14 protein-coding genes are annotated in these 14,579 nt (G+C 47.4%); 9 read left to right on the plus strand and 5 right to left on the minus strand.

Going from position 1 to position 14,579, the window contains the following annotated elements:
* The first annotated feature begins 121 nt into the window (after positions 1-121).
* From nadA to I2B62_RS16820, 5 genes are all read left to right on the plus strand, one after another.
* Positions 122-1,030: a quinolinate synthase NadA gene (gene nadA, locus I2B62_RS16800; RefSeq protein WP_195270196.1), complete on the plus strand. Its 909-nt coding sequence runs from the start codon at positions 122-124 to the stop codon at positions 1,028-1,030.
* Between the two features lie 14 nt (positions 1,031-1,044).
* On the plus strand, positions 1,045-2,343 hold the full coding sequence (locus I2B62_RS16805; protein WP_195270197.1) for an L-aspartate oxidase: 1,299 nt from the start codon (positions 1,045-1,047) through the stop codon (positions 2,341-2,343).
* Positions 2,321-3,181, plus strand: coding sequence for a carboxylating nicotinate-nucleotide diphosphorylase (gene nadC, locus I2B62_RS16810; RefSeq protein WP_195270198.1), 861 nt, complete (start codon positions 2,321-2,323; stop codon positions 3,179-3,181). Before I2B62_RS16805 ends, nadC begins: the two co-directional genes overlap by 23 nt.
* Before the next feature lie 29 nt (positions 3,182-3,210).
* The gene (locus I2B62_RS16815; protein ID WP_195270199.1) at positions 3,211-3,723 is read left to right on the plus strand and encodes a transcription repressor NadR; all 513 of its coding nucleotides are present in this window, start codon (positions 3,211-3,213) and stop codon (positions 3,721-3,723) included.
* Between the two features lie 142 nt (positions 3,724-3,865).
* Complete coding sequence (locus I2B62_RS16820) at positions 3,866-4,501, plus strand: chitobiase/beta-hexosaminidase C-terminal domain-containing protein (protein WP_195270200.1); 636 nt, start codon at positions 3,866-3,868, stop codon at positions 4,499-4,501.
* A gap of 84 nt (positions 4,502-4,585) precedes the next feature.
* Here the strand turns inward: I2B62_RS16820 and I2B62_RS16825 are convergent, their stop codons facing one another.
* The 5 genes from I2B62_RS16825 to glpK form a co-directional block, all read right to left on the minus strand.
* A complete protein-coding gene (locus I2B62_RS16825; protein WP_195270201.1) occupies positions 4,586-4,945 on the minus strand; it encodes a DUF1667 domain-containing protein in 360 nt (119 codons plus the stop codon).
* Positions 4,942-6,216 (minus strand): FAD-dependent oxidoreductase, encoded by a 1,275-nt coding sequence (locus I2B62_RS16830; protein WP_195270202.1) that lies wholly within the window; start codon positions 6,214-6,216, stop codon positions 4,942-4,944. The genes I2B62_RS16825 and I2B62_RS16830 overlap by 4 nt, the downstream gene beginning before the upstream one ends.
* Positions 6,217-6,219: 3 nt before the next feature.
* Entirely contained in the window at positions 6,220-7,707 is a 1,488-nt protein-coding gene (locus tag I2B62_RS16835; RefSeq protein ID WP_195270203.1) for an NAD(P)/FAD-dependent oxidoreductase, read from the minus strand.
* A gap of 142 nt (positions 7,708-7,849) precedes the next feature.
* Positions 7,850-8,482: a glycerol-3-phosphate responsive antiterminator gene (locus I2B62_RS16840; RefSeq protein ID WP_195270204.1), complete on the minus strand. Its 633-nt coding sequence runs from the start codon at positions 8,480-8,482 to the stop codon at positions 7,850-7,852.
* A gap of 162 nt (positions 8,483-8,644) precedes the next feature.
* Positions 8,645-10,141, minus strand: a complete 1,497-nt coding sequence (gene glpK, locus I2B62_RS16845; RefSeq protein ID WP_195270205.1) for a glycerol kinase GlpK — start codon at positions 10,139-10,141, stop codon at positions 8,645-8,647.
* Positions 10,142-10,694: 553 nt separating this feature from the next.
* On the opposite strand from glpK, the gene dhaK reads away from it, so the two are divergent.
* The 4 genes from dhaK to I2B62_RS16865 all read left to right on the plus strand — a co-directional run bounded on the left by dhaK (position 10,695) and on the right by I2B62_RS16865 (position 14,459).
* Positions 10,695-11,687: a dihydroxyacetone kinase subunit DhaK gene (gene dhaK, locus I2B62_RS16850; protein ID WP_195270206.1), complete on the plus strand. Its 993-nt coding sequence runs from the start codon at positions 10,695-10,697 to the stop codon at positions 11,685-11,687.
* 182 nt (positions 11,688-11,869) lie between these two features.
* Complete coding sequence (gene dhaL / locus I2B62_RS16855; protein ID WP_195270207.1) at positions 11,870-12,511, plus strand: dihydroxyacetone kinase subunit DhaL; 642 nt, start codon at positions 11,870-11,872, stop codon at positions 12,509-12,511.
* A gap of 3 nt (positions 12,512-12,514) precedes the next feature.
* Positions 12,515-12,898 carry a dihydroxyacetone kinase phosphoryl donor subunit DhaM gene (dhaM, locus tag I2B62_RS16860; RefSeq protein ID WP_195270208.1) on the plus strand — a complete coding sequence of 128 codons (384 nt, stop codon included), beginning with the start codon at positions 12,515-12,517 and terminating at the stop codon, positions 12,896-12,898.
* A 169-nt stretch (positions 12,899-13,067) separates the two neighbouring features.
* Positions 13,068-14,459, plus strand: a complete 1,392-nt coding sequence (locus I2B62_RS16865) for a VanZ family protein (protein ID WP_195270209.1) — start codon at positions 13,068-13,070, stop codon at positions 14,457-14,459.
* Positions 14,460-14,579: the final 120 nt, after the last annotated feature.

Raw genomic sequence — 14,579 nt, forward strand, 5'->3', positions numbered from 1 at the left:
GACAAAGGGGTCTTTTTATGCGCTTTTTCAGCTAAAACTTTGATAAATTTACAACGATGCTTGTTATGTGACAAGACAGATGCTATAATGGTTGGAAAGACTGTATACACGGAGGAGAATTATGAACGAAATGGTTGAGCGGATTTTGGCGCTCAAAAAGGAAAAGGATGTCGTGATTCTGGCCCATTATTACGTGACCGGTGACATCCAGGATATAGCTGACTATGTGGGCGATTCCTACCTGCTCAGCAAAAAAGCGGCGGAGGCCAGTGAAAAGGTCATCCTGTTCTGCGGCGTCGAATTTATGGGAGAGAGCGCGAAAATCCTGAGTCCGGATAAAACGGTGCTCATGCCAGACCTGGAGGCCGACTGCCCAATGGCCCACATGGTTACCCCTGGGGATATTCAAAAGCTCAAGGCAGAATACCCTGACGCAGCAGTGGTCTGTTATATCAATTCAACCGCCGAAACCAAGGCCTGGGCCGATGTCTGCGTCACCTCGTCCAATGCTGAGCGTGTGGTGGCCGCCATGCCCGAGAAGGAAATCTACTTTGTGCCGGATTCCAACCTGGGCCGTCATATCGCCGAAAAGCTGCCGGAGAAGACCTTTTACTTTCACAATGGCTTCTGCCCGACCCATGCCCGGATCAGCGAAGCCCTTGTCAGAAAGGCAAAGGAAGAGCATCCCGGCGCCAAGGTACTCATGCACCCCGAGTGCATTCCCGAAGCCCTGGCCCTGGCTGACTACATCGGCAGTACCTCAGGCATCATCGACTTCCCGGGAAAGGACGGCGGGGACAGCTATATCATCGCCACCGAGGAAGGGGTTCTGCACCAGATGAAAAAGCAGTACCCGGACAAGGCCTTTTATATGGTCGATGAGCTCTGCGTCTGTGAAAACATGAAGAAGAATACTCTGGAAAAGATGCTGCATACCCTGGAAACCTTTGACAATACAATGGAAATGGATGAAACACAACGCGTGCAGGCATCCCGTTCCCTTAAAAAAATGCACGCGTTAGCACAGTAAGGAAGTGTGTGAAAATGAAGAATCATGCCGATGTTATTATCGTCGGAACCGGGGCGGCAGGCCTGTTCTGCGCCCTTAAGCTGCCCCAGAATTTGAGAATTATCATGATTACCAAGGATGAGGCTGAAAACAGCGATTCCTTCCTGGCCCAGGGCGGGATCTGTATGCTTAAGAGCCCTGAGGATTATAAAAGCTATTACGAGGATACCATGAAGGCCGGCCATTACCAGAACGACCCGCAGGCCGTATCGGTGATGATTAACAGCTCGCCGCACATCATCGACGAGCTGGTCCGCTATGGTGTGGATTTCAGACGGGAGGGCAGCGGCTTTGCTTTCACCCGTGAAGGCGCCCACTCCACGCCCAGAATCCTGTTTCACGACGATGTGACCGGCAGGGAAATCACCAGCAAGCTGCTGGAGCAGGTAAAAACCCGCAGAAACATTGAGTTTCATGAGTTTACGACCATGATCGACCTCATCTGCGAAAACACCCGCTGCTCGGGGATTGTGGCCCGGAGCCAAACCGGAGAGACCTTCCCGCTTTACGCAGAAAACATTGTGCTGGCCACAGGCGGCCTGGGCGGCCTGTTCCGCTATTCCACCAACTATCCCCACATTACCGGGGATGCGCTGGGCATTGCCATCCGGCATGGCATCGCGGTAAAGAACATCAATTATATCCAGATTCATCCCACCACCCTGTATTCCCAGAAGCCGGGCCGTTCTTTTCTGATCTCCGAATCGGTCCGGGGCGAGGGCGGTATTCTGTTAAACGCCAAGGGCGAGCGGTTTGTCAATGAGCTGCTGCCAAGAGACCTGCTGACCGAGGCCATTGAAAAGCAAAAGGCCATCGACCACAGCGAGTACGTGCGCTTATCGGTTGTCCATCTGGGGGCAGAGGCCATAAAGAACCGTTTTCCCAATATTTACCAGCATTGTCTGGAGGAGGGCTATGACATGACAAGGGAGCCCATACCGGTCACACCGGCCCAGCATTACTTTATGGGCGGCATTGAGGTGGATTTGGACAGCCGGACCTCCTTTGACCATCTGTACGCCGTGGGGGAAACCAGCTGCAATGGCGTCCACGGGGCCAACCGCCTCGCCAGCAACTCCCTGCTGGAAAGTCTGGTCTTTGCCGAAAGGGCCGCCCGGCATATTGCGGCAGAGCCGCCGCGCAGCCTGGCCTTTGGGTTGCCTGGCCCCTCGGTGCTGTCAGCCGTCCCGGCAATTCCGGACTACAGGTCACTGATACTAGAGGAAATCAAGAGAGAGGACACACATTTTTATGAACAATGGTGCAACAATTAAAATAAATGTTGACGATGCAATACTGAGCGCCCTGCGGGAGGATGTGACCAGCGAGGACATTACCACAAACGCGGTCATGCCAGAGCCCCGGCAGGGCAGAGCTGAGCTGATCTGCAAGCAGGATGGGGTGCTGGCTGGCATCGGCGTTTTCCGGCGGGTTTTCGAGCTTTTGGACGATACCGCCGCCTTTGAGTTTTACTATGGGGACGGAGACCAGGTGGCCAACGGCGCGCTGATCGGTGTGGTCACCGGCGATATCCGCTGTCTGCTCACCGGTGAACGGACTGCCCTGAATTTTCTCCAGCGCATGAGCGGCATCGCATCCTATACCAAACGGCTGGCCGCCGCGCTGGAGGGAAGCCATACAAAGCTGCTGGATACGCGCAAAACCACCCCAAACATGCGTGTTTTTGAGAAATACGCTGTCAAGGTCGGAGGCGGTCATAACCACCGCTATAACCTGTCTGACGGCATTTTGCTCAAGGATAACCATATCGGGGCGGCGGGAAGCGTGAAAAAAGCAGTGGCCCTGGCAAAGGAGTATGCTTCCTTTGTGCGAAAAATCGAGGTGGAGGTCGAGAGCCTTGACATGCTGGAGGAAGCCCTAGAAGCCGGAGCCGATATCATCATGCTGGACAACATGGACAATGAAACCGTGAAAAAAGCCGTGGCAATGGTGGCCGGACGGGCCGAGACCGAGTGCTCAGGCAATGTTACCCTGGAGCGCCTGGCCGAGATCGCCGGCATTGGCGTCGACTATGTATCCTGCGGCGCACTGACCCATTCCGCGCCCATTCTGGACTTTTCGCTCAAGAATCTCAAACCCCTTGAAGCGTAGAATAAAAAAAGAGAAAGGTTGGTGATTATTTGGACGGAGAACAGCGGCGCAGAGAAATTGTGGACGTGCTCAAAACGTCCAAAGCCCCCATATCCGGCGCCTTTCTGGGAAAAAAATTTAATGTCAGCCGGCAGGTGATCGTTCAGGACATTGCCCTGATCCGGGCCAGCTGCCCGGGCATTATCTCCACCCATCGCGGCTATATAATGACCCAGCCAGCCTATGTCAGCCGGATTTTTAAGGTCTGCCACGGGCCCGAACAGATTGAGGATGAGCTCAACCGCATTGTGGATGCGGGCGCCCGGGCAGTGGATGTCTTTGTAAGACACGCCATCTACGGCAAAATCGAAGCTGAGCTCAATGTATTTTCAAGGCGTGACGTCCGGCTCTTTGTGGATAAGGTCAAGAACCACGGGGTAAAGCCCCTGACCGACATTACCGGCGGCGAGCATTACCACACCGTCGAAGCGGATTCCGAGAGCATTCTGGATGAGGTCGAGGAAGCCCTGCGGGGGACAGGCATATTAATAGGCGTTGAATAAAATATAAAGCAGAAGCCGCTAAGTGCTTCTGCTTTTTCATTGTTCGCAATAGATACGAAGTGGGTATAAATGACAGCAAATAAGGGTTTCTTTTTTGATGAAACCGTTATATAATAGAAATATCAAGGAAAAGAGGTAAAGAATGAAAAAGAGACATTTAATCGCACTTATTATGATCATTTTGCTCCTGATCCCATCGCTCAGCGGTTGCGGAAAAGATCTTACCACCAAAATATCTTTGGAATCAGGAGAATACTATGGCGAACAGGAAGTCACCCTTTCAAATGCCGGTACTGGAACCATTTATTATACCCTTGACGGCTCCGATCCCAGGGACGGTGGCAACGTGTATGATCCGGAGACACCTTTAAAGATCAATTTTGATTCAACCTTAAAGGCCTGTACCAGGGATGGCGGCAGCAAGGGCAAGGTCGCTGAGGCCACCTATACCATCAAGAATATGGAACAGACCGATCAAAGCTCAGGCGCGCTGATGTTTACAGCCTATATCCGCGGAACCTACCAGAGCGGCGATTCCAGAATCATCTTTAATCAGGACCGCTCTCTTGAATGGCAAAACGGTTCCGACACAGGCAGCTCAGCCTATACCATTACCATGTCCAGCGACGAAGACCCGTTAAAGGCGACCCTTACCTATATCAACAGTGAGGGCAAGGAGGCAAAATACGAAATTGACGCCAACGCCATCTGGGACGATGGTTCGCTGGTCATTAACGGGACTACCTACCAGCCGGTAGATGAGGATGAAGAAGAATAAGCGACAATAAGCTCCAATAAAAAGAACCGCCCAGTTGAGCGGTTCTTTTTATGTATAAGAGATTAGTAGGTAAAGAACGAGGATTTATACGCGCGGCATGGTTTTTGTCGCAACAACATCAACGCCGGTGCCTAAAACGTCTTTGATGATGACATCGCCCATTTTTACAGGAGCGTCGACAACAATCTTGTCGATTTCTTTCATGACATCAAAGATTTTTCCCTTTGGCACAGCGTCGGCGGTTTTGACCGGCAGACGGGCCATCAAGGCGCCGTTAATCACAACCGTAGTCGGGATAACGCGTTTAGGATTGGTTACTTCTTCAATCCCATATTTTTCACCGTTTTTACAGGTGTTGCCCGTTACTGTGTACTGGCCGTCTTTTTCTTCAACGACCATCTGGCATCCTAAAGGGCATGAAATACATGTTACATTAGTTTTCATTTTTTTGCCTCCTTCGGTTCGACAATAAATTCTATTTTACCATTTGGATATTTTTCCAGTACTTCTTTTTTAATATTGAAGTTTACCATTTCAGCAGGCAGGAATTTTCTTGCTTTTTTGGTGGCGATCTTTTCGCCGTTAATGTAAGCATTGACAACACTGTCGGCATAAACGTTGCGGACACGCATGTAGAAGGTCAGGGCATCATCCATGTTCGCCAAAGAAACGTGCTGCGGAACAACGTAGGAGATTCCTTCGCCGTTGACGGTGTCAAAGTTCGTTTCGGTGGATAATTCACCTTTGATATATTTGGCTGCGCCCTTGCCAGCCAGTACGGATTCTTCGGATACGAAGTCGACGAGGTCATGCACATGTACAACATTACCGCAGGCAAATACGCCAGACATGCTGGTTTCACGCAACTCACCGACAACCGGTCCACTGGTGCGGCCGTCAATATCAACGCCTGCGTTGCGGGAGATTTCATTTTCAGGAATCAGACCAACGGATAAGAGCAGGGTATCACAAGGGATAAATTCTTCAGTTCCTGGAATTGGCTTGCGGTCATCGCCGACCTGCATGACCGTAACGCCTTCGATACGGTCCTTACCGTGGATAAAGGTGATGGTGTGGGATAACTTCAAAGGAATGTCGTAATCATCCAGACACTGGACAATGTTACGAACCAGACCGTTGGAGTAAGGCATTAATTCGCAGACAGCCTGTACGTGAGCGCCTTCCAGCGTCATACGGCGTGCCATGATGAGTCCAATATCGCCGGAGCCCAGGATAACCACCTCTTTACCGGCCATGTAGCCTTCCATGTTAATGAAGCGCTGTGCAGTACCAGCGGTGAAAACGCCGGCCGGGCGGTAGCCCGGGATACCGATGGCACCGGAGGTACGCTCGCGGCAGCCCATGGTCAGGATAACAGATTTTGTTTCAATGGCGGTATAGCCATCGGCTTCATTGATGGCGTGGACAATCTTAGTATCGCCCTTGTCTTCCATGTCAAGGACCATGGTGTTCAGTTCGTAGGGGATTCCCAGTTCAACCACCTGATCAATATAACGCTCTGCGTATTCAGGGCCTGTTAACTGTTCTTTAAATGTATGTAAGCCGAATCCATTATGGATACACTGGTTCAGGATACCGCCGAGTTCACGGTCACGTTCCAGAATCAGCACATTTTCAGCACCGTCTTTTTTTGCTTCTACTGCTGCAGCAAGGCCAGCAGGGCCGCCGCCTAAAATAACTACATCATAAATCATTGCTTATGCTTCCTCCCCGTTAGATTTTGTTTTTCCGCACAGGATGTATGCCTTGTCTTTTGAGTCGTACATAACATCATCCATTTCACAGCCCAGTTCTCTCGCTAAGATTTCAACGACTCTCGGAGAACAGAAACCGCCCTGGCACCGTCCCATACCGGCACGGCAGCGTTTTTTAACACTCTTAACAGTGGTTGCGCCAGCGCTGCGGTGAATAACGTCAAGGATTTCGCCTTCGGTGATGGTTTCACAGCGGCAGATAACCTTACCATATTTAGGATCTTTAGCGATCAGCTCACGTTTTTCTTCTTCAGACAGCTCATTGAAGTAAACGTGTTTTCTGTTTTTAGGATTGAAGTTTTCATTTTCCTTAACGTCGATGCCCTGGCGTTCGAGCATTGGGATGATGATTTCTTCAACAACGTACCAGCCGGCAGCAGGAATAGAGGTCAGGCCCGGAGATTCATAGCCCGCAAAGTTGACAAAGTTCTTAACCGGAGATTCTTCAATGATAAAGTCGCCGTCAGTGGTCGTATAGGTGTCCGCAACCGGGGTGTTTCTTGTTCCTGCGTAGGAACGGATAATTTTATTGAAGCTGTTCTTTAAGGTCGGGCAGTTCTTTAATGCGTTTTCCTTAATGTAGTCGAGTTTTTCCTGTGTGGTGGAGATATCACCCTTTTCAACAGGGGAGGCATCTGGTCCGATTAACAGGTTGCCGTGTACGGTTGGGGCAACGAGGATACCTTTACCGTTTTTAGTCGGGCAGGGGAAGATAACGTTGTTAACCAGTCCGCCAACTTCTTTGTCAAAGATGAAATAGTTACCCTTACGTGCTAAAAGCTTGAAGTAAGGTTCACCAACCATCTTGTAGATATCGTCAGCATAAACACCGGCAGCGTTGACTACGATTTTAGCTTCGATGTCTTCACCGGTGGTTTTGATTAAGAAGGAACCATTTTTATTCTGGATATTGGTGACCAGATGGTTCAATTTAAGTGTAACACCATTGTCAACTGCATTTTCAGCAACCTTGGCGCATAATTCGAAAGGTGAAACCAGGCCCGCAGTGCCAGCGTATAAAGCACCACAGATATCCGGATTGATGTTTGGCTCCATTTCATGAACTTCATCCTTAAACAGGATACGCATATCCGGAACACCGTTAACCAGGCCGTTCTGATAGAGTTCGTGGAGTTTCATCATTTCGTGTTCGTTATGGGCAACGACCAGGGAACCGGTACGTTTGTAAGGAACATCCAGATCGTCACATACCTTTTCGTACATAATGTTTCCAGGTGCGTTGAATTTACCCTTTAATTTATAGGAAGGTGCGTCGAAGCCAGCATGAACGATAGCGGAGTTTGCCATGGTGATCTGATTTCCCACATCATTTTCTCCATCCAACAGAACCACATCCAACTGAAAGCGGGATAACTCCCGGGCTATGTAGGAACCGGCAATACCAGCGCCTATAATAGCGATATCATACATAATAAATCCTCCTTGATTTGTTATAATATATTTAAAAATATAGACAAAGTTAGTTATTCAATAAAAAAACCACACAATTTTCTCAGAAATTATGAAATACTAAGAAAATTAGTGCGGCTCTCCATTGCCATTGATTTAGTTTTTATTCTCCCTCAGGTTTAAGGGGTTCATCTTCTCTATTATTTTGCTCACTTTTTATGCTTGAAAAGGCGTCCCATAACGGTTTATATGAGGTACTGGCAGAGATCGCACCAGCGTCGATGCAAGAACGAACCTCTTCTTCTGTCTCGATAAACCCGCCGGTAATAATCGGAACCGTCAGTTCCTTTTTTACACTGTGGATAATCTTGGGAACGAGTCCGGGCAAAATTTCAACGGCGTCAGGCCGGATCTTTTTTGCAGAGTTGATGGAAACATCCATGGCGGATGAGTCCAGCAAAAATAAACGCTGTATGGTCATGAGGCCCTCCTGCTTGGCACGGGCAACCAGAGAATTCTTGGTTGAAATGATGCCAGTAGGGTTGATCTCTTCCTTCAGATATTTGATAAAATAGTTATCCTGGGCATAGCCTTTAATGAGGTCCAGATGGACGAAGGCATACTTGCCGGCATGATTCACATATTCAACCATTTTTTTGAGGTTATAAATGTTACCACCCAGCAAAAAGATAACCTGTGTGTCCGATGCGATGGCATCGTGAATATCCTTGGGATTTCGGACAGCGGCGATGATCGGATTCGCTTGAAACATAAGAAAACATTTTCTTGTCGACATTAGGTCCTCCTTAAACTCATCTATGCCTGTATTCTAGCATAAAGGCACTCGGAGGTAAATAGTTTTTTTGCACTTTTTGTACTTTTGTTAAAGTTTTTGTCGGGAAAGCCCTAAAACTCCCCGACAAAAACCCAACATTTTTACTTTTGACAATAAAGAGGCTTATTCAGCTTCTTCCCAGCCCTTTGCACATTCTACAGCTTTTACCCAGCCTTTGTACAGTTTAGCGCGAACTTCGGAATCCATCATTGGTTCGAAGGTTCTGTCGATCTTCCAGGCGTCGGTAACTTCTTCTTTACCATGCCAGAAATCTACAGCTAAACCAGCTAAGTAGGAAGCACCCATAGCGGTAGTTTCAACGATAGACGGTCTGTCTACTGGAACACCAAGGATGTCAGCCTGGAACTGCATTAAGAAATCATTGTTGCATGCGCCGCCGTCAACTTTGAGAGATTTCAAGGAAACGCCGGAGTCTTTTTCCATAGCATCCAGAATGTCTTTTGTCTGATAAGCTAAGGATTCAAGTGTCGCACGGATTAAGTGGCATTTGTTAGCGCCACGGGTTAAGCCGACAATCGCGCCACGAGCGTAAGCATCCCAATGCGGAGCGCCTAAACCGGTGAAGGCAGGAACCATGTAAACACCACTGGTATCCGGAACTTTCTTAGCGAAATGTTCGGAGTCCGGGGAAGTATCGATGATCTTTAATTCGTCTCTTAACCACTGGATAGCAGCGCCAGCTACGAAGATAGAACCTTCGAGAGCATAGTCAACCTGTCCGTCAAGGCCCCAGGCGATGGTTGTTAACAAGCCGTTTGTAGATTTAACGAATTTATCACCTGTGTTCATTAACAGGAAGCAGCCTGTACCATAGGTGTTCTTAGCCATACCAGGTTCGAAGCAAGCCTGTCCAAACAGGGCTGCCTGCTGGTCACCAGCGATACCGGCAATTGGAATTTCGCCACCGAATAAGGTGGTGGTTCCGAAAACACCGGAGGAAGGTTTAACTTCAGGTAATAAGGACATTGGGCATTTGAATTCAGAACATAATTTTTCATCCCATTTTAAGGATTTGATGTTGAAAAGCATTGTTCTGGAAGCGTTGGAGTAGTCGGTTGCGTGAACGCGGCCTTCGGTTAATTTCCAAAGCAGCCATGTGTCGATGGTACCGAAAGCTAATTCGCCTTTTTCAGCTCTTTCGCGAACGCCTTCAACATGGTCTAAGATCCATAATAATTTAGTAGAAGAGAAGTATGGGTCAAGAATAAGACCAGTATTGTCCTGAACATAATCTGCAAAGCCAGGGATGGCATTGAAGTCATCAGCATAGCTGGCGGTACGGCGGCACTGCCAAACGATTGCATTGTATACAGGTTCGCCTGTTTTTCTATCCCAAACAACGGTGGTTTCACGCTGGTTTGTAATACCGATCGCAGCGATATCATCAGCGGTTGCGCCAACTTTTGCCATTGCTTCACTTACTACACCACTCTGAGTAGCCCAAATTTCCATTGGATCATGTTCAACCCAACCTGGCTTCGGATAAATCTGAGTAAATTCTTTCTGTGCAACGCTTACAATTTCGCTTTCATGATTGAATAAAATCGCTCTTGAACTTGTGGTTCCGGCATCCAGTGCTAATACATACTTTTTAGACATAAGTATAACCCCCTAAAATAAATTAAAATATATTTATTTAATTATGCTTCTGAAGATACTATCAGCATAAATAAATCAAATGTTAATAAATGGTACAGTTTTCATTAAAAAAAGGCACAGACTAACAACATTAACATATTCTCTTTATGCAATGCGAAAGTATGGCCCTCCTAGACTCCTGCCCAATATTTAGATAACAACAATTCTACTGACATGTCGGCGATTACATCACCTTTACGGCGGTGTGTCGCTCTCAGTTCGATTTAATGATATTATAGCACAATCTTGATATTGTGTAAAGGATTTACAACCTAAAAAGAAAGTTAATTTTTTAACAAATGCTGAAAGCCCCTGTTTATGCGGTTTAACGCTGAAACTATTAATATTTTCAGAAACCATCAAGAAAAGAAAAATTCAGGTTTTCCAAAGGGAAGGAGTGTTTTTTTGCTCACCAAACATAAAATTTTGCCAAATGAAAAATTAACTTATCAATTGGGTAAAACTGTGATATAGTATAAATTAAATAAGCAAAGTTCATTAGGAGGGAATTCTTATGAAAAAATTTATCAATGATGTTGAAAACGTTGAAAACGAGATGCTTGAAGGGATTGTAGACGCCCATCCAGATTATGTTAAACGCCTTGAAGGCTTAGACGTACTGGTAAGAGCAGATAAAAAAGAAGGAAAAGTTGCGCTTGTCAGCGGCGGCGGCAGCGGACACGAACCGGCACACGGCGGTTTTGTCGGCAGGGGAATGCTTGACGCTGCGGTAGCAGGTGCGGTTTACACCTCTCCAACACCGGATCAGGTTTACGAAGCCATCAAGGCAGTAGACGCTGGCAATGGTGTATTATTAGTCATCAAGAATTACACCGGTGATGTTATGAATTTTGAAATGGCAGCTGAAATGGCTGAAGGCGACGGCATTGAAGTGGCTTCTGTTGTTACCAACGATGATGTTGCGGTACAGGACAGCCTCTACACAACCGGACGCCGCGGTGTCGCCGGAACCATTTTTGTCCATAAAATTGCCGGAGCCAAGGCAGAAGCTGGCGCTTCTTTAGCCGATGTTAAAGCAGTTGCTGAAAAAGTTATTGCCAATGTACGCACCATGGGCGTTGCCATCAAACCATCAACCGTTCCTGCAGCAGGCAAACCTGGCTTTGAACTGGCTGAAGATGAAATGGAAATCGGTATTGGTATCCATGGTGAACCGGGTACCCACCGCGAAGCTTTAAGACCGGCAAATGAAATTGTAGACCATCTGCTTGAAAAGATTTTAGCAGATATTGACTATTCAGGCTCCGAAGTTGCGGTTATGGTTAACGGCGGTGGCGCAACACCGGCGATGGAACTGTATATCCTCAACAAACGCGTTCATGATGTATTGGCTGAAAAAGGCATTAAAATCGCCAAAACCTTCGTTGGAAACTATATGACCTCCATTGATATGGCAGGGGCTTCCATCAGCTTGTTAAAACTGGACGATGAAATGAAGGAACTGCTGAACGCACCGGCAGATACCATTGCGTTAACACAGTTTTAAGCAACATTTTAATTAAAGGACAGAACATCAAAATGACAGGCCGGCATGGCCTGTCATTTTAGGGCAGAGTAAAAATAACACAGAGACGCGGAGAGGATATGGAGAAGAAAACACGAACCTGCGGCTCTGTGTCTTTGTGTTTTTTTATAGAATATATATAATAGGATAGAAAGGACTTAATTATGGCAGCAACAAAAGAAAATGTAGTAAGCTTTATCCATCTGTTTAATGATAAAATGCAGGAACACCGTCAGGCCTTGACCGATATGGACCAGGCCATTGGCGATGGGGACCACGGTATTAACATGAGCCGCGGTATGAAAGCCGTTGAGGAAAAATTGCCGACCTTTGAGGAAAAGAATATTGATGATATCCTGAAGGGCGTTGGCATGACACTGGTTTCCACTGTTGGCGGCGCTTCAGGCCCCTTATATGGCACTGCGTTTATGAAAGCCGGAATGGCCTCAAAGGGCAAAGAAGCACTGACTGCTGAGGATATCAGCGCGGCTTTGGAAGCCGCTATTGAGGGAATCAAGCAGCGTGGTAAATCCACTACGGGTGAAAAAACCATGCTCGATGCTATTGTACCCGCTAAAGAAGCCTATGACAAGGCTGTCGGCGAGGGAAAAGGCATTGCGGCGGCACTGGCCGACGCTGAAGCTGCCGCATGGGACGGCGTTGAGTATACAAAAACAATTATCGCGACCAAAGGCCGCGCGAGCTACCTGGGTGAGCGCAGCATCGGGCATCAGGATCCCGGGGCGACTTCCATCACCTATTTAATTCAGGCGGCGAAAGAAGCCGGAGAGCTGGCTGGAGCGTAAGCTATGGTAGGAATCGTTGTTGTATCACACTCACAGAAAGTGGCAGAAGGCGCCAAAGAGCTGGCTCTGCAGATGGCAGCGGACGCCAAGATTGCGGCGGCAGGCGGCCTTCAGGACGGTAGTATTGGTACTGATATGGAAAAAATTACCAATGCCATCAATGAAGTGATGTCCGATGACGGCGTAATCATGCTTGTGGACATGGGATCAGCCATCATGACCTCTGAAATGGCCATCGAAATGTCAGACAATCCGGATAAAATTAAAATTGTCGATACGCCTGTTGTTGAGGGAACAATCTTTGGAGCCGTCGAGGCTTCGATTGGTTCTTCAATGGAACAGATTATGGATGTTTTGGCGCAGGCAAAGACACAGCCCAAGTTCTGATCAATATTGAATAAGCAAGTGAAGGACCGTATCCTCAAGGTACGGTCCTTTTTCTTTTTCCGCTCTGAAGCTGAGAAGGCCGTTAAGCTTGAAACACCCCTGAAAGTATGATACTATTTTAAAAAAGGTATAAATCCATTTTTATAAACGATGAGAGAGCAGGTGTGGCATGAGTGAAAAGCAAAAACGAGTTGTTCTTTGGATAAGCGTCGCGGCATGGATGGGCGTTATTTTTATGTTTTCTGCACAGAATGCCACGGAATCATCCTCCTTAAGCGGGAGTGTGGTCGGCGCGGTTCTCCATGCCATTAAGACGGTATTCCCGGATATACGGCAGGTGCAGCTGAATCATCTGCAATTATGGATCTCCTTTTTTATTCGGAAAGCAGCCCATGCTTCGATTTATTTCATTTTGGGGATTCTGGTATATACGGCAACCGGAAAAAATGTCAGCCGGAAGAAACGTTTCTTTATGGCCATCGCGGTTTGCTTTTTCTATGCCTGCACCGATGAATTTCATCAGCGCTTTGTTCCAGGCAGGAGCTGTGAATTCAGAGATGTCTGTATTGATACTGCCGGAGCCCTTTTAGGCATCGGATTTGTCATTTTTGTCAACTGGATAAGGCGTATTAAGGATGGCAGGCCGTGGAAGGAAACCTTTAAAGATATCCGTATTCGCGGGATTCTGTGGGGAATTGCCGGCGTTCTTTTTGTGATCATTTTATGCTGCCTTTACCTGTACCTTGGAAAAAATATTTTGGTGACGACAAAATACACCATGAAATCAGCGGATATACCGGAAGCCTTTGACGGCTATAAAATACTCCAGATATCCGATTTTCACTCGAAAAGGTTTCCGGATAATAACGGGGGACTGGCAAAGACCATCAATGAACTGGAGCCGGACGTTATCGTGGCAACCGGAGATATGCTGAATGCAGCCCAGGATGACGATGGCGAAGCGTTTCTTGAGCTGATCCCCAAAATAGACGCGGATATTCCGATCTATTATACAGCGGGCAATCATGAAACGGTGGATGAGATAACAGACCCCAAAAGCGCGCGTGAATATTTTGAGCGCATTGCGGCGCTGGGGGTGATGCGTCTGGATAATAAAAAGGTCGTTTTGAACAGAGGCGGCGAAAGTATTGATTTATACGGTTTGGAAATAGAAATGACCTATTACCGGGACCGCAGAAACCCGGATTTTGATCAATTAAAGCTCACAGAAGGCCATGTCGAGGAATTGATCGGACCGGCAGAGGCTTCCCGGTTTGTGGCTCTGATGGCCCATAATCCGCTTTATTTTGAGGCCTATGCCGATTGGGGAGCAGACCTGACATTGACGGGCCATGTCCACGGCGGGATGATTTATGTACCGTTTAAAGGCGGCATGTTTTCGCCTGAATACAGCCTCTGGCCACAATATTATGCAGGCGACTACCATATTGGTGATAAGGTTATGTTTGTAAACAGAGGAATCGGCAGCAGCGGAACCATACCGGTACGGATCCTCGATAATCCTGAAGTATGCTTGATTACCCTGGAAAGACTTCAATAAACGATGCTCTCCAGTTCTAATGGGTGCTGTTAAACTTTACAGCACAAAAAATAGATGATTTATAAAATAAAAAATTGATTTATTGGTTGTTTAATAGTATAATCACTTATAAATAAATTA

This window comes from Eubacterium sp. 1001713B170207_170306_E7, from assembly GCF_015547515.1.
Lineage (GTDB): Bacteria > Bacillota > Clostridia > Eubacteriales > Eubacteriaceae > Eubacterium.